14 protein-coding genes are annotated in these 22,026 nt (G+C 74.2%); 8 read left to right on the top strand and 6 right to left on the bottom strand.

All coding sequences use genetic code 11. From position 1 onward, the window contains the following. Positions 1-3,706 (bottom strand): Ig-like domain-containing protein (locus tag PSR1_RS11270; protein WP_059437674.1); only part of this gene is annotated, 3,706 nt, incomplete at its 3' end. Positions 3,707-4,053: 347 nt separating this feature from the next. Between PSR1_RS11270 and rffA the strand changes: the two genes are divergently transcribed. Genes rffA through PSR1_RS11255 form a run of 3 tightly spaced genes read left to right on the top strand, consistent with a single transcriptional unit; the run spans position 4,054 to position 6,916 of the window. Continuing rightward, positions 4,054-5,175, top strand: a complete 1,122-nt coding sequence (rffA, locus tag PSR1_RS11265) for a dTDP-4-amino-4,6-dideoxygalactose transaminase (RefSeq protein WP_059437673.1) — start codon at positions 4,054-4,056, stop codon at positions 5,173-5,175. Next, positions 5,165-6,154, top strand: coding sequence for a glycosyltransferase (locus tag PSR1_RS11260; protein WP_059437672.1), 990 nt, complete (start codon positions 5,165-5,167; stop codon positions 6,152-6,154). Before rffA ends, PSR1_RS11260 begins: the two co-directional genes overlap by 11 nt. A gap of 27 nt (positions 6,155-6,181) precedes the next feature. Beyond that, on the top strand, positions 6,182-6,916 hold the full coding sequence (locus tag PSR1_RS11255; RefSeq protein ID WP_059437671.1) for a GNAT family N-acetyltransferase: 735 nt from the start codon (positions 6,182-6,184) through the stop codon (positions 6,914-6,916). On the opposite strand, the gene PSR1_RS11250 is transcribed toward PSR1_RS11255, so the two are convergent. The 4 genes from PSR1_RS11250 to PSR1_RS11235 form a co-directional block, all read right to left on the bottom strand. Beyond that, positions 6,913-8,463: a glycosyltransferase family 39 protein gene (locus tag PSR1_RS11250; RefSeq protein ID WP_152643341.1), complete on the bottom strand. Its 1,551-nt coding sequence runs from the start codon at positions 8,461-8,463 to the stop codon at positions 6,913-6,915. The two genes, PSR1_RS11255 and PSR1_RS11250, sit on opposite strands and share 4 nt — an antisense overlap. Beyond that, the gene (locus PSR1_RS11245; RefSeq protein ID WP_059437669.1) at positions 8,460-10,349 is read right to left on the bottom strand and encodes an asparagine synthase-related protein; all 1,890 of its coding nucleotides are present in this window, start codon (positions 10,347-10,349) and stop codon (positions 8,460-8,462) included. Before PSR1_RS11245 ends, PSR1_RS11250 begins: the two co-directional genes overlap by 4 nt. A gap of 11 nt (positions 10,350-10,360) precedes the next feature. After that, entirely contained in the window at positions 10,361-11,341 is a 981-nt protein-coding gene (locus PSR1_RS11240) for a glycosyltransferase (RefSeq protein ID WP_059437668.1), read from the bottom strand. A gap of 99 nt (positions 11,342-11,440) precedes the next feature. Further along, entirely contained in the window at positions 11,441-12,820 is a 1,380-nt protein-coding gene (locus PSR1_RS11235; RefSeq protein WP_059437667.1) for a hypothetical protein, read from the bottom strand. A 275-nt stretch (positions 12,821-13,095) separates the two neighbouring features. On the opposite strand from PSR1_RS11235, the gene PSR1_RS11230 reads away from it, so the two are divergent. The 3 genes from PSR1_RS11230 (at position 13,096) to PSR1_RS11220 (ending at position 17,894) form a co-directional block, all read left to right on the top strand. Then, a complete protein-coding gene (locus PSR1_RS11230) occupies positions 13,096-14,070 on the top strand; it encodes a glycosyltransferase (RefSeq protein WP_059437666.1) in 975 nt (324 codons plus the stop codon). A 222-nt stretch (positions 14,071-14,292) separates the two neighbouring features. Beyond that, positions 14,293-16,392 (top strand): TIM barrel protein, encoded by a 2,100-nt coding sequence (locus tag PSR1_RS11225; RefSeq protein ID WP_059437665.1) that lies wholly within the window; start codon positions 14,293-14,295, stop codon positions 16,390-16,392. Next, the gene (locus PSR1_RS11220; RefSeq protein WP_059437664.1) at positions 16,392-17,894 is read left to right on the top strand and encodes an oligosaccharide flippase family protein; all 1,503 of its coding nucleotides are present in this window, start codon (positions 16,392-16,394) and stop codon (positions 17,892-17,894) included. The genes PSR1_RS11225 and PSR1_RS11220 overlap by 1 nt, the downstream gene beginning before the upstream one ends. Before the next feature lie 21 nt (positions 17,895-17,915). Here the strand turns inward: PSR1_RS11220 and PSR1_RS11215 are convergent, their stop codons facing one another. Then, positions 17,916-19,832, bottom strand: a complete 1,917-nt coding sequence (locus tag PSR1_RS11215; protein WP_059437663.1) for a dienelactone hydrolase family protein — start codon at positions 19,830-19,832, stop codon at positions 17,916-17,918. A 168-nt stretch (positions 19,833-20,000) separates the two neighbouring features. On the opposite strand from PSR1_RS11215, the gene PSR1_RS11210 reads away from it, so the two are divergent. Continuing rightward, positions 20,001-20,990 carry a glycosyltransferase family 2 protein gene (locus PSR1_RS11210; RefSeq protein ID WP_059437662.1) on the top strand — a complete coding sequence of 330 codons (990 nt, stop codon included), beginning with the start codon at positions 20,001-20,003 and terminating at the stop codon, positions 20,988-20,990. A gap of 7 nt (positions 20,991-20,997) precedes the next feature. Continuing rightward, positions 20,998-22,026 (top strand): polysaccharide deacetylase family protein (locus tag PSR1_RS11205; protein WP_059437661.1); only part of this gene is annotated, 1,029 nt, incomplete at its 3' end.

Genomic DNA, 22,026 nt, shown 5'->3' with positions numbered 1-22,026 from the left:
CCGGCGTGACGGTGAACGTCGTCGAGCCGGTGATCCCGGAGAGCGTCGCCGAGATCGCGGTAGTTCCGGCGGCCACCGTGGTCGCGAGCCCGTACGGCGAGATCGTCGCGGCAGCCGTGTTGGACGAGGCCCAGGTGACCTGCGTCGTCAGATCCACGCTGCTGCCGTTCGAGTAGGTACCCGTTGCCGTGAACTGTTGCGTGCCGCCGGCGGCCACGGACGCGCCGATCGGCGTCACGGCGATGGACGAGAGGGTCGGGGCGGTGACGCTCAGCGTGGCGGTGCCGGTGACGCCGGACTGGGTGGCCGAGATGGTCGCCGTGCCGGGCGAGAGAGCCGAGGCGAGCCCGCCGGCGGCAACCGTCGCGATGGAGGTGTTCGACGAGGTCCAGGTCGCCTGGCCCCCGAGGTCCTGGGTGCTGCCGTCGGAGTAGGTCCCGATCGCGGTGAACTGCTGCGTGCCGCCCGCGGGAACCGCCGGGCTGGCCGGCGTGATCGCGATCGACGTGAGCGTCGGCGCGGACCCGGTCGTGAAGACCACGTCCACCCAGTAGTTCGCGGCCAGTGCCGCATCGGAGGGGAACGCGCTCGTCGCGCCGTACGCGAACACGCCGTTTCCGCCGGAGGTCGCGTTCGGCAGCGCGTGGAGCGGCGGGTTGTCGTACCCGGACGTCGAGAAGTAGTTGAGGTCGCGGGCGTAGTGGCCCACCGGCGCGTGGTACGACGCCACGTAGGTCGTGTTCGCCGCGATCGGCACCGGGGTCGCGAACGTCACCTGCTGCCACCCGGACGAGGTCTCGTTCGTGAACGTCGCCGTCGCGAGCCGCTGCCCGGTCCCGCTCCACAGGTTGCCGACGTGCGTGCCGGTGTTGGCGCCCGACTTGTAGAACCGGATCCCCGTGACCTGCCCGGCCACGTCGGACCGGAACTTCACGCCCAGCTCGATCGACGAGTCCGCGCCGCGGTCCGCGGTCGCCGGGGCGGCGCCGGCCGGCCAGATGCTCACGCCGCCGGCGGGCGGCGCTGCCACGGCGATGCTCAGCGCAGCGCCCGCGGTGGCCATGGCGGCGTCCGTCACGGTTGCGGTGAAGGCGAACGTGCCGCTCGCGGTGGGGGTGCCGGAGATCGCGCCGCTCGCTGCGAGGGCCAGCCCGGGCGGCAGCGCGCCCGCCGTGACCGTCCACGCGTACGGCGGCGTGCCGCCCGTCGCCTGGAGCGCGGCGGAGTAGGCCTGGTCACGCTGGCCGGAGGGCAGCGAGGAGGTCGTGACCGCCAGCGGGGCCGGCTGGACCGTGAGCGTGGCCTGACCGCTGACGCCCGCGAGCGTCGCGCCGATGGTGGCGGAGCCGGCGGAGACGGCCGTGGCCAGGCCGGTCGCGGAAACGGTTGCGACCGCCGGGCTCGAGGACGTCCAGGCGGCCTGCGCGGTCAGCTCCCGGCTGCTGCCGTCGGCGTACGTGCCGGTGGCGGTGAACTGCTGCGCTCCGCCGGCGGTGACCGTCGCGGTGGCGGGCGCGACCGCGATGGAGGTGAGCGCCGGCGCCGTCACGGTGAGCACGGTGCTGCCGGTCACGCCGGAGACCGTCGCCGAGAGCGTCGCGGTCCCCGACGCGAGCGCCGTCGCGAGGCCGGAGGCATCGACCGTCGCGACCGCGGGAGCGGAGGACGCCCAGCTGACGAGCGTGGTGAGGTCCCGGGTCGAGCCGTCGGCGTACGTGCCGGTCGCGACGAGCTGCAGGGTAGCTCCCGCGAGGAGGGCCGGGCTGGCCGGCGTCACGGCGATGGACGACAACGCCGGCGTGACCGTCAGCGTGGAGGAGCCGGTCAGGCCGCCGTAGGTCGCGGTGAAGGTCGCCGTCCCGGCGCTCACCGCGGTGGCGAGACCGCCGGCCCCGACGGTGGCGGCCGCCGGGCTCGAGGAGGCCCAGGCCACGAGCGCGGTGAGGTCCTGCAGGCTCCCGTCCGAGTAGCTCCCGGTGGCCCGCAGCTGCACGGTCGCTCCCGTCTGGAGCGTGGCGCTCGCCGGCGCCACCGTGATGGCCTCCAGGATTGGCGTCGTGCCCGGCGCGAGCTGCCGGGTGATCTGCGTGCTCCCGGAGAACGCGGGGATGCCCGCCCACGCTTGCTGCACCTCGCCGGACTGCTCGGTGAAGACCATGAACTGGGTGGCGACGTCCGTCCGCCCGGTGACCACGGTGGTCAGGACCTGCGTGACCGGGTCGAAGACGCTCGAGGCGATGCGCGAGTCGTGCTTCGCGCGGAGGTACTCGCAGGCCTCGTCGAGCGTGACGTACACCGGGGTGTAGCCGGCCACGTTCCCGAGGATGGTCTGCAGCGACGTGCGCCAGTCGGTGGGCGCGAACGACTGGATGTACGGCTCGTGCGTGAACAACGTCGCGAGCGCCATCGAGTCGAGCGCGCGCCTGAGCTGCCGGGTGCCACGGCCGACCGTGCCGGGCACGTCGGTGGCGTCGGGGTACCACTCGTAGCCCGCGTCGTCCCGGATCTCGGTCAGGCAGTTGAAGAACTGGCCCGAGAGCTCCGGGTGTCCCGGGACCGTGACGTAGTCCGCGTAGGCGACGGGCGCGGCGTCGTCGGAGGCGCCCGCCTCGTAGACGCGAAACGGCTTCAGCATGAGCCAGGGCGCGCCATAGGGCTCGCCCGGCGTCATGTGGGTGGCCACCGAGCGCACGCCCCATGTCTGCAGCCACGGGAACGCGTTGGGCCCGATCTCGTAGAAGTGCGGGACGACGAGCGAGGAGATGGGGATGCCGCGCTGCTGGTGCCAGTCGGTGGCGTCCTGAAAGTACGCGGCGAGCGTGGCGTCGGAGAAGGGCGCCTGGGCGAAGTGGTCGTAGTAGAAGAACCCGGGCGCGTCGCCGTGCACCGACGCGGTGGCCTGGCCGGCGGCGGTGAGCGCGGCGAGATCGGCGGCGTTCGCCTCGGAGATGCTCTTGTAGAAGAGGCCGAGCCACGGCTTCAGCTGGAGGTCGTTCGCGATCTGCACCCACCAGAACCCGCCGATCACGTCGTCGACGCGCATGGTGAGGAAGTTCGGCAGGCCCTGCATGACGAACGGCTTCCGCGCCGCCCAGGCGAGGCTCCGCCAGACGAGGTCGTCCAGGCCGCGCAGCGGGCCGCGGATCGAGCGGGACATCCACTCGTAGCTGGTGAACTGGACGGCGCGGCCCTGGCCGTACGCGGTCGCGACCAGGAACGGGTCGTTCGAGTCCCAGTAGCGAGCGAGCACGGTCGCGCCCGGGCCCGGGATCACCGAGGCCGCCGGCATCTGCCGCGCCCACACGATCTCGCCGGCCGAGTGGCGGTTCGTCACCCACTGAGAGGGCGCGCCGCTCGGGAACAGGATGCCCTCGCCGCTGGTGTTCCAGCCGTAGCCGAAGCCGAACAGGTCGGTGACGAACTGGTAGCGCGCCGTCCGGCTCGAGGTGGCGAGGTCGAAGTCGAAGTTGACGAGCCCGCAGCCACCGCGCACCGCGGCCTCCAGCGTGGACTGCTCGCCGGCGGAGAGGTACTGGCCGGTCGGGTCGATGCTCGCGTGCCCGATCACGATGAGCGCGTGGTTCGCGACCTCGGGGCCGAGCTCGGTGGTGGCGAGGTCGAGGATGGAGTACGGCACCCCGAGGTGATCGAGGTACGGCTGGATCCGCTGCTGCGCGTCGGCGTACCGGGCGCTCGCCGAGTTCACGACGAGGACGGCATCCGCACGCTGCTGCGCTACCGCCGCGTGCGCGGAACAAAGCAAGAGCGTCGCCACGAGGACGCGGGACGAAGACACGATGGAGAACCCCCCGGTGTGCTGCAGGTAGGACATCATCGCCCGCCGGCGGACAAGGCCCCACTCCCGAGACCTCGGGACGGATGTCGGGTACGGGAGCTTCGCCCCACGCCGGGCGCGCGACGTCGTCGCGGTCGTTCGAGGGCCGGGAGGAGCCCCTACCGAAGACCGGGGCGGACGGTACTTGAGGCGTTCCTCCATCGCGCCGACAATGCGCCCCGGGTGGTCGCCGCGGGGGTGGCGCCGGGGGGAAGACAGTGATTCCGTTCAACAAGCCGGTGTGGCTGGGCACCGAGATCCAGCGCATCACCGAGGCCATCACCACGCATGGGCACGTCGCCGGCGGAGGGCCGTTCGCGCGCGCATGCGAGGAAACCCTCGCGCGAATGCTGGGGCAGCCCGCCCTGCTGGTGACGTCGTGCACGCATGCGCTCGAGATGGCGGCGCTGCTGCTCGACCTGAAGGAGGGAGACGAGTTCATCGTCCCCTCCTACACGTTCGTCTCCAGCGCGAACGCGTTCGTCCTGCGCGGCGCGCGCCCCGTGTTCGCCGACGTGGATCCGAACGGGAACCTCGACCCGCGGGAGGTCACGCGCCTCCGGACGCCGCGCACCCGCGCGGTCGTCGCGGTCCACTACGCCGGAAGCTCCTGCGACATGGACGACCTGCTGGAACGCTGCGGCCGGATCCCGGTGGTCGAAGACGCCGCCCAGGCGCTCGGGGCCACGTTCCGGGGAAGGCCGCTGGGTACGTTCGGCGTCTCCGCGGCGATCAGCTTCCACGAGACGAAGAACGTGGGCTGCGGGGAGGGCGGCGCGCTCACCGTATCGGACCCCGCCCTGCTGGAGCGGGCCGAGTACCTTCGCGACAAGGGCACCAACCGGCGCCGGTTCCTGACCGGCCTCGTGGACAAGTACACCTGGGTGGACGTGGGCTCGAGCTACGCGCTCTCCGATCTGAACGCTGCGTACCTGGCGGCGCAGCTCGACGAGCTGGAGCGCATCCAGGCGCGTCGCGCGGCGTTGCACGACCGGTACTCCCGCGAGCTGGAGCGCGCGGTCGAGCGGAAGGGTGGATACCTCGTGCACCCGCACCCGCAGAACCGTCCGAACCACCACCTCCTCGGCGTGGTGTTCCGCGCGCGCGAGCAGCGCGACCGGTTCATCGCGCACATGAAGGCGCACGGGATCATCGCGCCGTTCCACTACGTCGCGCTCCACCTCTCGCCCATGGGCAAGCGCTTCCACGGCGGCGAGCCGCTGCCGGGCGCGGAGCGGCTCACCGACTGCCTCGTCCGCCTGCCGCTGTTCTTCAACATGACGGACGCCGAGCAGGACGAGGTCATCGCGCGAACGAAGGAGTTCCTCGATGGACTCTGATGGCCTGCTCTCGGTGGTGATCCCGGTCTATCGGTCCGAGGCGTACCTCGCCGAGACGGTGCGGGCATTCGTGGCGTTCCTCGAGCCGCGCACCCGCTTCGAGGTCGTCCTGGTGAACGACGGCTCGCCGGATCGCGTGGACGACGTCATCCGCGATCTGTGCGCGGCCGACCCGCGCATCCGCGCCATCACGCTGGGCCACAACATCGGCCAGCACCGGGCCACCCTGCGCGGCTTCGCGCTGACGCGCGGCGAGGTCGTCGTGACCGTGGACGACGACGGGCAGAACCCGCCGCAGAGCGCCTGGGCGGTGGCCACCGCGCTGGTGGAGCAGGATCTCGACGTGGTGTACGGGCGCTTCCAGTCGGTGGAGCAGAGCTTGCCGCGCCGGCTCGCGTCGCGCCTGAACCGCTGGCTCTCGCGCCGGACGATCCACAACGACCGCGACGTGGCGATCACCAACGTCCGCGCCCTGCGGGGCGACCTGGCGCGCGCGCTCGGGGCGGTGCAGTCGCCGTACCCCTACATCGACGCGCTCGTCTTCCGGATGACCCGGCACGTGGGCGAGGTGCCGGTCGAGCAGCGCGCGCGGGAGCGCGGGCAGTCCACGTACAGCCTCTCGAGGCTGTTCGCGCTCTGGATCTCCCACCTCACCAGCCTGACGGTGCTCCCGCTCCAGTTCGCGATGGTGGGCTCGTTCTCGGTCTCGGCACTGGGGTTCCTGATCGGGATCGCGCAGCTGGTCCGGGTCCTGGTGGAGCAGCGGGCCCCGGCGGGCTGGCTCTCGCTGTTCGTCTCGGTGACGTTCCTGTTCAGCGTCCTGTTCGCGTTCCTCGGGATCATCAGCGCGTACCTGGGCCGCATGTACGTGTCGCTCAACGAGCGCGACCTGGTCTGGACCCGCACCGTCCACCCGTCCCGGGGCGCGGCGGAGCTGCGGCAAGGCGCGCGCCGCGACGCAGCCGGCAGCGGCGGCTGAGCCGAGCGCCGCCGAACGGAGGTCCTCATGGTCTCGCTCTCAGCCCTCGACCGCGAGCGGTTCGGCGTCGTCACCGCTCGTGATCCCTCCTTCACGGCCGAGTCGCTCGCCGGGGTCCTGCGGTTCTGCGCCGAGCACGGCGTGCAGATGCTGATCGCGCGCTGCGCCGCCGAGGATCTGCGCGCGGCGCAGGCCATGGAGGCGGCGGGCGGCCGGATCATGGACACGCTCGTCTACTACGCCCGCGTGCTCGACCGGCCCTTCCCGGACGATCGCCCGGCGACCCCGGTCCGCGCGCTCCGGACGGAGGACGTGCCGGCGGTGCGCCGGGTCGCGACCGAGTCGTTCCGGGGCTACTTCGGCCACTACCACGCGGATCCGCGCCTCGACCGCGCCAGGTGCGACGAGACCTACGCGTCCTGGGCGGAGCGCTCGTGCGTGGACGTGACCGCCGCCTCGAAGGTCCTGGTGGCCGAGCACGAGGGGCGGGTGGCCGGGTTCCTCACGCTGCTCGCGCACGGCCCGGAGGAGCAGGAGATCGTGCTGAACGGCGTGGACCCCGCGGTGCAGCGCCACGGCATCTACCGCGCCCTGGTGCTCGCCGCGATGCACGAGGCGCGCGGCGCCGGCGCGCGGCGGCTCATCGTCTCGACCCAGCTCATCAACCTGGGCGTGCAGAAGACCTGGACGCGGCTCGGGTTCGAGCTGGCGCGCTCGTACTACACGTTCCACCGCTGGGCCGACGCCGCGCCCGCGAGCTAGCGCCTGAGGTAGAGGCCCGACTCGCCCACCGTGCGCACGCGGCGGTAGTGCTCCCCCAGGTAGCGCTCCAGGAACGTGATCGACGGCGGCACGGGCGGCGTCCCGTCCAGCTCGCCCTCGTTCACCACGCACGCCTGCGGTGCGTGCGCGGTGACCTCGTCGCGGAACCAGCCGTTCCACTTGTCGGCGAGCCGCGCAGGCAGGTAGCGGCGCATGATGGTCACGTTGTGGTGGAAGCGCGTCGGCTGCGGGCGCTCGGCCAGGAAGTTCACGACGTTCGCGCGGCCCCACACCAGGATGGTCCCGCCGGGCGGGATGGCCGCCTTGAGCTCCGCCGCGAGCGCCATCGCCTGCGCCGCGCTCATGCCATCGCCCGCCCCGAACGCGCCATAGTGCGTGGCCGCGTCGATGCGACCGGTGAGCCACGCGACCGACGAGCGGAACTCGCCGGTCCACTTCTTGGCGGTGCCGAGCACCGGGACGGCGAGGAGCGCGGCCACCGCGACGGCGCGCCCCCTCGGCATCCCCGGCGAGAGCGACAGCAGGCCCAGGCCGGAGCAGAGGATGGGCACGGTCGCCGCGTAGGCGACGCCCAGCGTGTACCCGAGGGCCTGGCCCTGCGCGAGGTAGGTGACGATGCCGGTCGCCCAGAGCGTGGGGAAGAGCAGGTTGCGCGCGGCGCCCTCCGGCTCGCGCCGCGCCAGCCGGGCGGCGAGCCCGGCGATCGCGCCGGCGGTGATGAAGTGCCAGCTGCGCAGGAAGTTCTGGAGCGCCATCGACAGGAAGGTCGCCCCGCCGACGGTGTCGCTGCCGTACCGGACCACCACCGACTGCACCGCGAGCTCCCAGAACTGGCGGAGGTCGGCGCCCTCGGCGATCAGCGCCGCGAAGCCCGCCAGCACGCCCCCGACCGCCGCCGCGCCGGCGACCGCCACGTGCGCGATCCGCTCCCGGAGCCGGCGCATCGACCCCGGCACCGCGCCCAGGCAGTGGAGCGCGAGCAGCGGGCCGAAGGCGGCGAAGGTCGGCTTCACCAGCGCGGCGAGCGCGATGAGCGCGCCCGTGCCGAGCTGCCAGCGGGCCCGGCCGCGCACCAGCCCGCTCCAGTAGAACCAGATCGCCACGAACAGCAGGTGGGCGCCGACGATGTCGCGCTCGCCGGCGAACCAGCGCCCGAGCACCACGTAGAGCGGCGGATAGAGCCCGAGCAGCCAGCGACCCGCCCTCGGGCCCCAGAGGCTCCGCGCGGTGGCGGCCGCGAACGCGACCGCGATCACCATCAGGGCGAAGTCGAACACGCGCCAGGTGTACGCGGTGTTGCCGAGCAGGAGCACCGAGAGGGCGTGGAGCCAGTGGCTGCCCGGCCAGTTGCCGTCGGCGAACCCGGTGTACGGCACGTCGCCCTCGGCGAGGCGCCACCCGGTGTAGCCCAGGAACCACTGGTCCGGGCTGGGCGGCAGGGTGGCGTAGAGCACGCCGCTCGCCAGCGTCACGACCGCGATGGCCGCCCATGCGAGCGTGGCGGGGCGGGTGCGCGCGCCGCTCATCCGGTCGCCCCGGCGGCCAGCGCGGCCGGCGGCGCCGCGATCGCGACGCGATCCGGCGAGAGCGGCGGGGCCGCGCGCTCGCCGCGGCACTGGGCCAGGAAGTGGCGCAGGCTGAGGAGCACGCCGACCAGCTTCGCACGCCCGTCGGCACCGGCCTGCAGCTCCCGCCAGATCCGCTCGCCGGATCGACGGTCGAAGACCTCCCAGTGCGGACCGTCGCCGTCGAAGAGGGCCGCGCGGATCGACGGCGCGAGCGGGCCGCGGAACGCCCTGGCCAGGCGGGCCACCGGGTAGGGGCTGCGCAGCCTGCCGCGGGAGAGCCGCTCGACCGCCCCGAGCCCGCGCCGGAGGACGACGCCCGCGGGTCGGAAGACCTGCGGCGGCCACGACGCCGGGAACCCGGTGGTCTGCCAGCCCACGCGGGCGACGTCCGGGAACGTGCCGAGGAGCACCTTGCGATAGAAGCGATGCTCGGTGCGGGCGTCCGGCCGCACCGAGGCGACCAGATCGAAGAAGTCGTTGTCGTAGAACGGAGCGCGCGAGACGAGGCGCGCGCGCAGGAGCTGGGTGCCGAAGCTCGTCCACCGGCGGATGCGCGAGTCGAGCAGGAACGCGTCCAGGGTCCCGAGCGGATCCTCCTGGCGGTGCGCCTCGAAGCACGCCGCGAACGAGGCCGGCAGGTCCCGGGCGGCCTCGCGCGTCGGCCCGTGCGCGATGGCGTCGAGCTCGCCGAGCGGCAGCGCGTCGTTGCGCTTCGCGAACGTCCCGGCCGCGAGCCCGTCCGGCGAGAGCCCCCTGACGCGCCGCCAGTGGAAGTTGCCGCCGAGCAGCGCGTCGCCGGCGAAGCCGTTCAGGATCACGTCGGAGCCCGCCGCGAGATCCTCGAGGAAGGGCAGGATGTGGAAGTCGGTGGCGCCGGCCAGGCCGTCGGTGATCCACGCGCCGCGCGCCGCGCTCGCCACGAGGGCGTCGTAGCGGTAGTCGAGGTCGACGTGGCGGACGCCGCAGCGGCGCGCCGCGTCGGCGGCGAACGCGCGGTCGAGACAGCCGCGGTCACCCCAGGTGTACGTGGTCACGTCGTCCCGGCGTGCGGCGGGGACCGCCGCCATGCACAGGCGCGAGTCGAGCCCGCCGGAGAGCGGGATGCCGATCCGCGGCGTCCCCGCCGTCTGCCGGTCCACCGCGCGGACGAAGCGCCGCCCGGCCTCGCGGGCCGCCTCGTCCTCGCCGTCCGGCGGGACGGCGCACGTGTAGCGGACCTGCCACCAGCGCTCGATCCGCGGCGGTCCCCCGGACGACCGGAGCAGCGCGGCCGCGGGCGCGACCCGCGCGTCGGCGAGGAGCGTGGTGTCGGAGAAGTGCTCGCCGAGGAGCAGGAACGTCGCGAGGCCCTCCGGATCGAGGGCGCGCCCCGCCCCCGGGACGGCCAGCAGCGCCTTCAGCTCGGAGGCGAACGCGAACAGCCCGTCGCGCTGCGTCCAGTAGAGGGCGTGGAGGCCGTACCGGTCGCAGGCGAGCGTGGCCTCCCCGCTGGCGGGATCGACGGCCGCGGCGGCGAACTGGCCGTTGGCCCGGGCCAGCCGGGCCGGGTCGCCCGCCGCGAGCGCGGCGAGGAACGCGGGCCGCGGGGAGGCAGGCGGGACCGTGGCTGCGTCGCCCGACGGATACACCTCCCCCGTCACGACCGACCAGGCCCCCGAGGCCTTCGCGGGCTCGGGGTCCTGCTGGAGGCCCGGCGTCCAGGTGGCGCCCAGCGCCCATCGCGGGCCGACGACGGCGCTGGCCCGCTGCCCCTCGTGCGACGAGAGCAGCGCGCCCATGGCGCGCGCCAGCGCCGCGCCGTCGGCGAGCGGCCGTTCGGAGACGAAGCCGAAGATCCCGGGCACGTCGATCCCCCTCAGCCCGCGGCGCGCCGGCGCGCCAGGTACTGCACCGCGCCGACGAACAGCGGGAGCCGCAGGAACGAGAGATGTGCGAGGTACAGCGTCCGCAGGCGCGCGCTCGGGATCCGGCGCCGGAGCGCGCCGAACTTCCAGGCGAGCCGCGCCGCCGCGAGCGCCGCCAGCACCGCCAGCCCCGTGGCGCCGAACGCCAGGCCCACCGCGACGGCGAGGAGCAGGGCCGCCGGCAGGAACGTCAGGTTGCGGACGAGCTCCCGCAGCCACATCGGGTCGGTCGTCCGCGCGAACCGCAGCCCGATCTGCGCGTACGCGTAGCCGCTGCGGACCGCCCGCCGCCAGTAGGCGCGGAAGCCGGTCATGCCGAGATCGTGGTGGCCCATGACCGCGGCGTCGCAGACGATCCGCCAGCCCCGCTGCCGCAGCCGCCAGCAGAGGTCCGCCTCCTCGCCGGCGGCGAGCTGCTCGTCGGAGCCGCCGATGTCGCGAAGGGCCCCGAGCCGGAACAGCGCGTTGCCGCCGCACATGCGCCAGTCGCCGGGAGGGACGTACCAGTCGCAGCCACACACCTCGTTGAAGAGGCTGCCGGACGGGTTCGCCTCCCGGAGCTGGCCGAACAGGCAGGCGATGCGGTCGTCGGCCTGGATGGCGCGGGTGGCGCGCTCCAGCCAGTCGGGCTCGAGGACCGTGTCGGAGTCCACGAACTGGACGAGCGGCGTGCTCGCGGCGCGCCAGCCGGCGTTGCGGCCCTTCGCGGCGGTGGGGCGGTCGGTGCGGAGCTCGATGACCTCGGCCGACTCGCGCCGGGCGATCGCGACGCTCGCGTCGCGCGAGCCGCCGTCCACGTAGAGGACGCGGGCGGGCAGCCCGGCTCGCTCCACGGCGCGGTGCACCGAGCGCAGGCAGGCCTCGAGCGTCGCAGCGGCGTTCAGGCCGATCACGACGACCGTGAGGTCGCCTGCGGCGTTTCGTCCGTCCATCGTCCCCCCGGTGCTCCGGCCGGTGGACTATATCCGGCTCGGCGGCGCGCCACGGCCGCGCGAGCGAGGGACACGCGTCGGGTCACCCTCCGCCGGCCGTCACGCGCCGGTGCTGACCGCGGGCGGCGGCACGGCGGGACGCGGCGCCGCGACGCGCCGGCGGCGCTCCGACCACGCCGCCGCCTGGAACGTCAGCGTCCCGCCCGACATGGCCAGGAACACCGGGCTGGTCATGGCGTTGAACAGGCAGTCCACCGCGAACAGGACCGTCCCCAGCGCGACCGCCGCCACGGGGGCCAGCGCCGGATGGTCCCAGTGGCGCGCCGGTGCGCGCCCGAGCAGCAGCAGGGTGGGCGCCAGCAGCAGGGTCGCCACCGAGAGCAGGCCCACCAGCCCCATCGTGCCGAGCAGGATCACCCACAGGCTGTCGGTGACCGAGACGTCGCGCCCATCCTCGTCGTACACGCGCGAGCGGCCGAAGCGCCCCCAGCCCAGCCCCGGGTGCTCCATGGCCTTCTCGATCAGCATCTGCTCGTTCCGGACGCGGAACGCGAGCGAGTCGGCCCGCTCCGGCTGGATGCGCTCCGCCCCGCTGATCACCTCCGCCCCGGTCCAGCCCGAGAGGCGGGCCGCCACGAACGCGACCGGCAGGAGCGTCACCGCGAGCACGAGCACGGGGCGGCGCAGCCACCGCGTTCCCTCCAGGATGCCGATGCCCGCCGCGAGCAGGATGATCGCGCCGGTGGACTTCACGAGCACGGTCGTCGCCACGAGCGCCGCGGTGCACCAGGAGGCGGACAGGCCGCCGAACCGGGTCACCGCGCGCGTGCGCCACAGCCAGTACGCGACGAGGGTGCCGGTCGCCATGAACGTCCCGACCATCAGGCCGAACTGCATGAAGACCGTCGGACGGTACCCGCCGTAGCGCACCACGAAGGCGAAGCTGGAGAAGGTGTGGAACCCGTAGATCTGCCGGTGCAGCTGCGGGCTCATCCGGATCTCCCACAGGCACAGCGGCACGTACACGAGCGCGCCGCCCACCAGCCAGACGGCGAGGTCGCGCATGCCCCGGGGCTCGCCGAAGTAGACGCGGCCGACGAGGTACGGCGCGGCCCACGCGAAGAACGCCTGCAGCGCGGCCGACGCGCCCTCGTAGGCGCCGAGGCCGTTGACCATCGCGGTCGCGAAGGGGCCCGCGCAGATCGCCACGGCCGCGAGGTCCACCCAGTGGAACCGCAGCTGCAGCCAGCGCTGCGAGTCCGCCGCCAGGCTCACGATCAGGACGGTCGCGGCGACGAACGTCAGCTTCCCGGTGAGGAACGGCAGGTTCACACGGCCGTCGAACACCGGCAGGAACATCCAGCCGCCGAGCAGCGCCGCCAGGACGCCGCGGCGGGGCCCGAGCGACTGCATGAGCAGGTAGATCGCCGGGACGAACAGCGCGAGGGCGACCGGGACGAGGACGTTCGCGGAGGGCATGCGGGAGGCGGCGCGTCGCGCGCCCCGGCCACCGCGCGCGGGGAGGGACGCGCCGCCATCAGGCCACATCGCGCGCCCGGATTCCAGCGAGCGACCGGCCGCCGGCCGCCTGTCGTTGCTTCGAGGGGCAGCGGGCGTCACTTGTTCGTGGGCGCCCCATCGAGCCTCGCCGTGCGCGGCGCGGCCCGGCGCATGTTGCGCTCCCACGCGGAGGCGTGGGAAGCACGAGTGACCGGCGCCCGGCGCGGGCGCAGCGCGAGAGGAGCCGTCGGGGGATGAAGCTGCTGGTCGCGATCCTGAACTTCCGGACCACCGATCTGACCATCGACTGCCTCCGCTCGCTGGAGCCGGAGGTGGTGCGCACGCCCGGGATCCGCGTGGCGGTGCTCGAGAACGGGAGCGGCCAGGAGGATGCGTTCCCCCGCCTGCAGCGCGCGATCGCGGAGCACGCCTGGGGCGCATGGGCGGCGGTGACCGCCTCGCAGGCGAACCTCGGGTTCACGGGCGGGAACAACCTCCTCATCCGCCGCGCGCTCGCCTCGGACGATCCGCCCGAGTACGTCCTCCTGCTCAACTCCGACACGCGCGTGGAGCCGCGGGCGCTCGGCGCGCTGGTCGGTCACATGGACCGGACGCCGGCCGCCGGCATCGCCGGCAGCACGCTCCTGTCCGCCGAGGGGGAGGTCCAGGCCTCGCCGTTCCGGTTCGGCAGCATCGCGGCCGAGCTGGATCGCGGCCTGCGCCTGGGCGCGGTGTCGCGCCTGCTCTCGCGCTGGGCGGTGGTGATGCCGACGCCGGCGGCGTCGTGCGCCGTGGACTGGGTGTCCGGCGCGAGCATGATCCTGCGCAGCACCATGCTCGACGAGATCGGCCTGCTCGACGAGGGGCTGTTCACGTACTTCGACGACCTGGACCTCTGCCTGCGGGCGCGACGGGCCGGATGGGAGACCTGGTTCGTCCCGGAGAGCCGGGTGATCCACCTCGAGGGTGCGTCGAGCGGCATCGCCGATCACGTGAAGCGGCGCCCCGCCTACTGGTTCGAGGCGCGCCGTCGCTTCCTGCTCAAGAACTACGGACGGGCGTACGCCGCCCTCGCGGATGCGGCCTTCATCGGCGGCTTCGCCGCCTGGCGGGTCCGGCGCCGGCTGCAGGGGAAGCCGGACGTCGATCCGCCGCACATGCTGGCGGACGCCTTCCACCACAGCGTGTTCCGCGCCGGGTTCGCCCTGAACGAGGTGCGACGACCGTAGCTGCGGACCCGGCGGGCCCGCCCGCCCGGGCGCGGCGAGCCGGAGGGTCGCAGGCGCGGCCGGTGGCCGCTCCGGTGATCACAGGACTTCATTCCAGGGCGGCCCGGGGGTATGCATCCGGCTGCCGAGTCGGGCAGTCCGGCGGGGGATCGGCCGGGGCCCTGCGAGGGGGGAACATCGATGTACGTGCCACGCGAAGGGGATCCCGAGCGTTCGCCGCCCGTGAGCCCGGCCGGCGCCTTCGGTCGGGTCGGCTGCTCGCTGCTGACGTTCCGGGAGTGGGACCGGCTGGAGGATGCGCTCGACCGCGTTCGCGCGCACGGGTTCGATCGCGTGGACCTCGCGATCGTCCCGGGTCACTGCGACCACGTCGACCCGCTGGCGCTCGGCGACGGACGCCTCGAGGCGATCGCCGGGGCGTTCGCGGAGCGCGGCCTGTCGGTCTCGTCGGTGAACCTCCACCCCGGCGGCATGGCGTCGAGCGACTTCGCGCTCGCCGACCGCCGCATCCGCGCCACCGTCGAGCTCGCTCGCCACCTCGGGGCCCGCGTGCTCACGCTCCCGCCTGGCCCGGCGGTCGCGCCCGACCAGTGGGAGGAGGCGGCGCGCGTCGTCGCCGCGCGGATCCGCGCCTACCTGGAGGTCGCCGAGCGGGCCGGGATCACGCTCTCCCTGGAGGCGCCCCACGCGCACTCGCTCGCCGAGGACGTCGCCCAGGCGGCCCGCCTGTTCGAGCGGGTGGCCGATCCGCGCATCACGTGCACGCTCGACACGAGCCACGTCCAGCGCGGCAACCGGACGCCGCTCGTCGAGGCGCTCGGGCGCCTAGGGGTGCCGATCGCGCACGTCCACCTTCGCGATACCCTGCGCGGCGAGGTCACGGTCACGCCCGGCAAGGGAGACTGCGACTACCTCCCGCTCATGGAAGCCCTCCTGCGCGACGGGTACGCCGGCGACTTCAACTTCGAGCTGGAGTACGAGCCGTCGTCGCACGCCATCGTGGAGCGCGAGCTCGGCTTCGCCCGCGAGCACGTGCGCCGGGTGATGCAGGGCGAGCCGCTCCAGCTGGAGAGCCGCGTCCGGCGACAGGCGTGGTTCCGCGCGCTCGACGGGGCCGCGTGGATCGCGCGCCACCCGCGCGCGTTCGTGGTGGCGCACCCGCGCCTCAAGGCGGTGCTGCGCCCACCGGTCCGGTTCGCGCGCCACGTCCGGACGAACTGGGTCCCCTATCGGCAGGTGCAGTACCGGGCCGGCTGGCAGGCCGGGTGGCGCGTCGGGCGCATGCCCAGCGACGTCCCGCCGCGGCCCATGGCTGCGCTGCCGGGCGCGGACCTGGCGGAGATCAGGGTCGCGATCCTGGGCTGCGGCTACACCGGGCGCTTCGAGCACGGCCCCGGCTTCCTGCGCCTGCCCGGCGTGAAGATCGCGGGCGTCTGCGACGTGCGCCCGGAGCGCGCCGAGCTGCTCGCCTCCCGGCTCGGCTGCCCGTCCTTCACCGACGCCGCGCGGCTCCTGCGCGAGGTCCGTCCGGCGCTGGTGGTGAACTGCACGCGCGAGTGGACCCACCACGACACGACGCTCATGTGCTTCGACGCGGGGGCCGACGTCTTCTGCGAGAAGATCCTGGCCGAGAGCCTGGCCACCGGCGAGGACATGGTCCGCGCCGCCCGGGAGAAGGGGCGGGTGCTGGGCGTCAACTACAACTGGCGCTTCCTCCCCGGCGTCCAGCGCATCCGCGAGCTCCGCGACTCCGGCGAGCTCGGCAAGCTCCGGATGATCCGCGCCCTGTCGCACGCGGGTGTCCACCACCACGTGATCGACCTGGTGCGCCACCTGGGCGGCCGGATCCGCACCGTCTCCGCGACCATCCACGACGAGCCGGGCACGCGTGGCCTCGAGGAGTGGGACGCGTACGCGCACGAGCTCCTGTACTTCCCGTCGACATGGTGCGCGGCCACGCTCGAGACCGAGGACGGGGTGGGGGCGAGCCTGGTCAGCTCCGGGCTGCTGGATCCGAAGGGGCTGCTGCTCACGCTGGACGCGGTGTTCGACGACGGGACCGTCAACCTGAGCGGCATCCTCGACAAGGACGCGCTCGGCACGCTCACGGCGTCCACCCGCAAGAAGATCGACCTGCGGCTGCGGCGTGGCGACGCGCCGGGCGGCTTCGCCCTGTCGTTCCAGCGCTCCATCGAGGCGTTCTACTCCGCCTACCGTCGGGGCGGCGAGATCCCGGTGACCGGCGCGGACGCGCTCGAGCTCATGCGCATCGAGCACGCGCTCGTCCGCTCGAGCGAGACCGGCCAGCGGATCGTGCTCTGATGCGAAACGTGCAGCCCGCCGACGCGCCGCGACCCCAGGCCCCCGAGGACGAGACGCCCGCGCCCGCCGCCGAGCACCTGGGACGCCGCGTCGCCCGGGGCTCGGTGTGGGTCGCGGCCGGGTACGGCGCGGCTCAGATCATCCGCTTCGGCGCGAACCTCGTGCTGGCGCGCCTGCTGTTCCCGCGCGCGTTCGGGCTGATGCTCCTCGTGAACGTCTGCCTGCAGGGGCTGCAGCTCTTCTCCGACGTGGGCATCGGCGCGTCCATCATCCAGCACCGGCGCTCCGACACGGCGTTCGTGAACACCGCCTGGACCGTGCAGGTGGTGCGCGGGTTCCTGCTGTGGCTCGCCACGTTCGCGGTGGCCTGGCCGGCCGCGCAGCTCTACGGCGAGCCCCAGCTCATGTGGATGCTGCCGGTGGCCGGGCTCGCCGCCTGCATGGACGGGTTCGTCTCCACCGCGATCCACACCGCCAACCGCGACCTGCGCATGGCGCGGCTCCAGGTGCTCGACCTCGTGGTGCAGGCCTCCGCGTCGGCGATCATGATCGCGGGCGCCTGGCTCACGCGCAGCGTCTGGGCGCTGCTCGCGGGCATGATCGCCGCGAGCGTCATCCGCACGGTCCTCAGCCACGTCGCCCTGGGGGGCGCGCGCAACCGGTTCCAGTGGGAGCGCGACGCCGCGGCGAGCCTGCTCCACTTCGGCAAGTGGGTGTTCGTCAGCTCGGTGGTGACGTTCCTGGCGCAGCAGGGCGACCGGCTGGTGTTCGGGAAGATGCTCCCGCTCGAGCGCCTGGGCGTCTACAACATCGCGCTCTCGCTGGTGGACGCGCCCACCGCGCTCATCTCCGCCATCTCGTTCCGCGTCTTCTTCCCGCTGTTCTCCGAGATGCGCCGGACCGGCCCCGACGTGGAGACCGCGTACCGGCGCGCCAGCTCGTCCATGGCGCTGCTCGCGGGCGCGGGCGCGCTCGCGCTGGTGCTGGCCGGCCCGCTCGCGGTGCAGCTGCTCTACGACGACCGCTACGCCGAGGCGAGCTGGATCGTGCGGCTGCTCGCGCTCGGCATCTGGGGCAGCTCGCTCGTGCACTTCACCGCCTCGGTCGTGCTCGCCGGGGGCCGGGTGAAGTGGCTCGCCGCCGCGAACGCCGCACGCCTGGTGTGGCTGCTCGGCGCCGTCCCGCTCGCGTTCCGCCAGTGGGGCTTCGAGGTCGCGATCGTCTGCGTCGTCCTGGCCGACCTCCCCCGCTACCTCTTCCTGGGCCTGGGCTGCCGCAAGGACGGCCTGCACATCTTCGCCGGCGACGCCTGGCGCTCGCTGAAGCTCGGGGCGGCCGCGGTCGCGGGGCTGCTGGTGCTCGAGCTGCTCGGGGCGCGCAGCGTCCCGGCGGTCGGGGCCGCGTGCGTGGTCGGCCTCGCCGTCTGGCTCGCCGGGAACCGGGAGCCCGCCCGCTGGTACCTCGACAAGGTGCGGAACGCGCTGGCGGCCCGGCGCGGCTAGGGGCGCCGCCTCGGGCTGCCGTCAGGCGCTGCGCTGGGCCCGCGCGGGCGCCTCGGCGCGGTCGCGGTCCCGGGCGTCCGCCCAGCCGAGCACCGTGTCGAGGAACTCGCGGGCGTGCCCCGGGAGCGAGAAGCCCGGATCGGCGTCCTGGATGCTCTTCGTCGAGACGCGGGCCTCGGCCCCGGGGGCGGAGGCGCGGAACCCCGGCCAGAGCTCCGAGAAGTACCAGGAGTTGCGGGTCGCGCCGAACAGGCACAGCACGGGGATCCGCCGCGCCAGGCAGCCGCGGAAGGCACCCACCAGCCCGAGGTTGGCGCGGGGCCCGAGGCGCTCCTGGAACCAGGCGTCGTCGGCCGCGACCCGGCGCGGCCAGAGGCGCCGCACCAGCGCCACCTTCAGCGACGCGAGCAGGCTGCGGTAGTCGCTCTTCATGCTGAAGAAGCGCCGCCACGCCTCGGGATCGAGCAGCTTGCGGACGTACGACCGCAGGAAGTGGTCCGCGGCCGCCTTCGCCACGGGCACCGGCGCGGCCGTCTCCTCCGCGCCGATGTGCGGCGTGAACAGGAACGGCAGCTCGGAGGCGACGATGCCGGCCACGCGGGGGTCGAGCGCCCCCACCCGGACCGAGGTGTTGGCCCCGCCGCACAGGCCGACCAGGAGCGCCGATCCGACGCCGAGCTCGGACTCCAGGAACGCGAGCGCGGCCCGCGTGTCCTCCACGAACACGCCGTCCTCGATGGCGTTGTAGAGGTCCGGGACGGAGGCGTGATCGAGCACGCCGTCGCTGTCGCCGATCCCGTGCGGATCCGGGCGGAGCGCCACCCAGCCGCGGCGGGCCAGCTCGCGCGCCAGCCGCACGTACAGCCGGTAGCGCGCGGTGCGGCAGTTGAAACCGGGCGTGACCATGAGCACCGCCGGCCGCGACCGGTCGACGGCCGCCGGCAGGTGGAGGATGCCGCGGAGCGTCCCGCCGGCGGCGGGGATCGAGACCGCCCGCTCCAGGGCGCCGTCCGCCGTCCGCCACTCCCGGGCGAGCGGCTCGGGCGCGGAGTGGACGGGGAGGGCGGCCGGCGCCGGGAGCTGCGCGATCCAGCGCAGGGTCGCCTCGAACAGCGCCGCCGGGCGCACGGTCCCCGAGTACTCGTCGTTCTGCTGCCAGGGCGGCGGCGCCTGCACCAGCTCGAGGCTGGCGTCCCCCAGCGCGGCGCGGAGCTTCTCGAGCTCCCTGCGCGGCTTCGTCTCGGCGCGCGCGGAGATCTGCGCGACGAACGCCGGTCCGTGGACCGCCGCGTTGGGCGCGGCGAGGTCGATGGCCGCGATGGAGCGGTGGATCGCGTCGGTGACCGGGTGGCCCTCCATGATCACCTGGCCGCCCGCGGCGAGGTGCTCGCGCAGCTGGTCGCGCGTCCGGGGCGCGCGCCCGGTGTTCGTCATCTCCTTGACCATCACCGCGCGGAGCAGGCCGTCCATGTAGCGCTCGCCGCTCACGACCGGCTCCCACAGCGCCAGCGCCACCTCCAGCCCGCCGCGCGCCGCCGCCAGCGTGGCGAGCGTGGCCCCGAGGCGCAGCCCCCAGAGGCCCTGGCAGCGCACGCCCGCGCGCCGCTCCAGCTCCTGGCGCGCCGCGAGCACGTCCTCGACGTGGTCGTCCGGCGTGAACTCCTCGAACAGGCCCTCGCTGTCGCCGTACCCGCGGACGTCGAAGCGCAGCACCCAGTGGCCCGCGGCGGCGAGCGCGCGCGCCCACTCGACGCAGGTGCGCTGCGCGAAGCCCCGCTCCTCGCCGAAGGGGGCGCACAGCAGCCACCCTCCGCGGGACGCCGCCGGGTCCGGCGGCGCATGCAGCACCGCGAACAGGCGCCGCCCGGCGCTGGTGAAGTAGAATGCCTGCTCGTGCACGGCCGCCGGGGGGCGGCCCGCCATGTCCCCGTTGCTCATCGCCGAGACGAGTATCCCATGCCGGGCGGGCCCGCGCCGAGAAGCGAGGGTGCCGCATGAGGCTCCCGCGGCCGGGTGTCACGCGGCCGCGCGATGGAGCCATCCTGCCGCCCGCGCGCGGGACTTGTCCGCCCTCGCCGATGCGGTAGACGGTCGAGCCGCCACGCCATGACCACGCGAACCTACTGTGTGATCACGCCCTGCCGCGACGAGGCCCGGTTCGCGCGCCGGACCCTCGACTCCGTCATCGCCCAGACCGAGCCGCCCGCGCTGTGGGTCATCGTGGACGACGGCTCGAAGGACGAGACGCCCGCCATCCTGGCCGAGTACGCCGCGCGCGTGCCGTGGATCCGGGTGGTGCGCCGCGCCGACCGCGGCGACCGCAAGGTGGGCGGCGGGGTGATCGAGGCGTTCGACGCGGGCCTCGAGACCGTGGATCTCGAGGGCTTCGAGTACGTCTGCAAGCTCGACCTCGACCTCGACCTTCCCCCCGGCTACTTCGCCGCGCTCATGGACCGGATGGAGGCGGAGCCGCGGCTCGGCACCTGCTCCGGCAAGGCGTATTTCGTGCGGGGGGACCCGGGCACGCCCATGCCGTTCCCGCTCGGTGCGGACCCGCTGCTCGTGTCGGAGCGGATCGGCGACGACGTATCGGTCGGCGCGAGCAAGTTCTACCGGGTCTCCTGCTTCCGGCAGATCGGCGGGTTCGTGCGCGCGGTGATGTGGGACGGGATCGACACGCACCGTTGCCGCCAGCTCGGGTGGATCGCGACCTCCTGGGACGACCCCGAGCTGCGCTTCCTGCACCTCCGGCCGATGGGCACCAGCCACAAGAGCTGGTGGACCGGGCGCGCCCGGCACGGCTCCGGGCAGTACTTCATGGGCACGAGCCCGCTGTGGCTCCTGGCGAGCGCGGCGTTCCGGATGACCCGTCCGCCGCTGGTGATCGGCGGCGTCGCCATCCTCTACGGCTACCTGCGGAGCCTCCTCGCGGGCGCGCCACGGTATGGTGACGCGGCCTTCCGCAGCTTCCTCCGGCGCTACCAGCTGCAGTGCCTGCTGAAGGGCAAGCGGCGCGCGACCGCCGACCTGGACGCGCGCCAGGCCTCGGCCTGGGACCCTGGCCGGCCGGCGAGCGCGCTGCGGGCGGCGTCCTAGGTCGCGCGTGGCCCCCGGCGCCTCCCAGCGGCTGCGCCTGCTCGTCCGCGACGGCGGGGCGCGCCTCCTGTTCGGGCTCGGCCTGACGCGCCCCGGGCGCGCGGGTGCGGACCGGCTCACGGTGGTCACGCTCCACCGCGTGCTCCCGGCGGAGGCGCTCGCGAGCTACCCGCTGCCGCAGATCGCGGTGACTCCCGAGGAGCTGGCCTGGATCGTCGCGTTCCTGCGGGCGCACTTCACCTGCGACACCCTGGCCGGCGCGCACCGGCGCTGGCGCGAGGGGGAGCGCCCGGCGCGGCCGCTGCTCGCGCTCACCTTCGACGACGGCCAGCTCGACAACTTCGTCCACGCGCGCCCGGTGCTCGACGCCGCCGGGGTGAAGGCGACCTTCTTCGTGCCGGTGGAGGCGATCGACCAGGGCACGCCGCTCTGGCACGACCGGCTCGGCTTCGGGATGATGCGGCTGCTCGCGGCGGATCCGCCCGCGGCGCGGCGGCTGCTCGGCGAGGTGGGCGTGGTCCCCGGGCCGGACGCGCGCGCCACCGCCGCCGCGGCGGTGGCCGGGAGCAAGCGGCTCCGCGAGGAGGCGCGGCGCGCGCTGGCCGAGCGGGTCGCGGAGGCGGTCCTCGGCGATCCGCGGCCGGCATGGGACGGGATGATGGGCTGGGACCAGCTCCGCACCCTCGCGCAAGGCGGCCACGAGATCGGCTCGCACTCGGTGACCCACGCGCTGCTCCCCGGGCTCGACGCGGTGGCGCTGGAGCGCGAGGCGGCCGGGTCGCGGGCGCGGATCCGGGCGGAGCTGGGCGTCGCCTGCGAGTCGTTCTGCTACCCGAACGGCGACCACGACGCGCGCGTGGTGGAGGCGGTGCGGCGGGCCGGATACCGGCAGGCGGTCCTCACCGCCTGGGGCCCGAACGCTGCCGGCGCCGATCCGCTCCGGCTCACCCGCTGCGACCTGCAGGGCCGGACGGTGCGCGACGGGGTGGGGCGGCTCTCGGAGGAGGTGCTGGCGCTCCGGCTCAGCCCGGCGTAC

The organism is Anaeromyxobacter sp. PSR-1 (assembly GCF_000964525.1).
Taxonomy (GTDB): Bacteria; Myxococcota; Myxococcia; order Myxococcales; family Anaeromyxobacteraceae; genus Anaeromyxobacter.
Note: the sequence above shows the minus strand (reverse complement) of the source record. Positions and strands in the feature narration are given on the sequence as shown.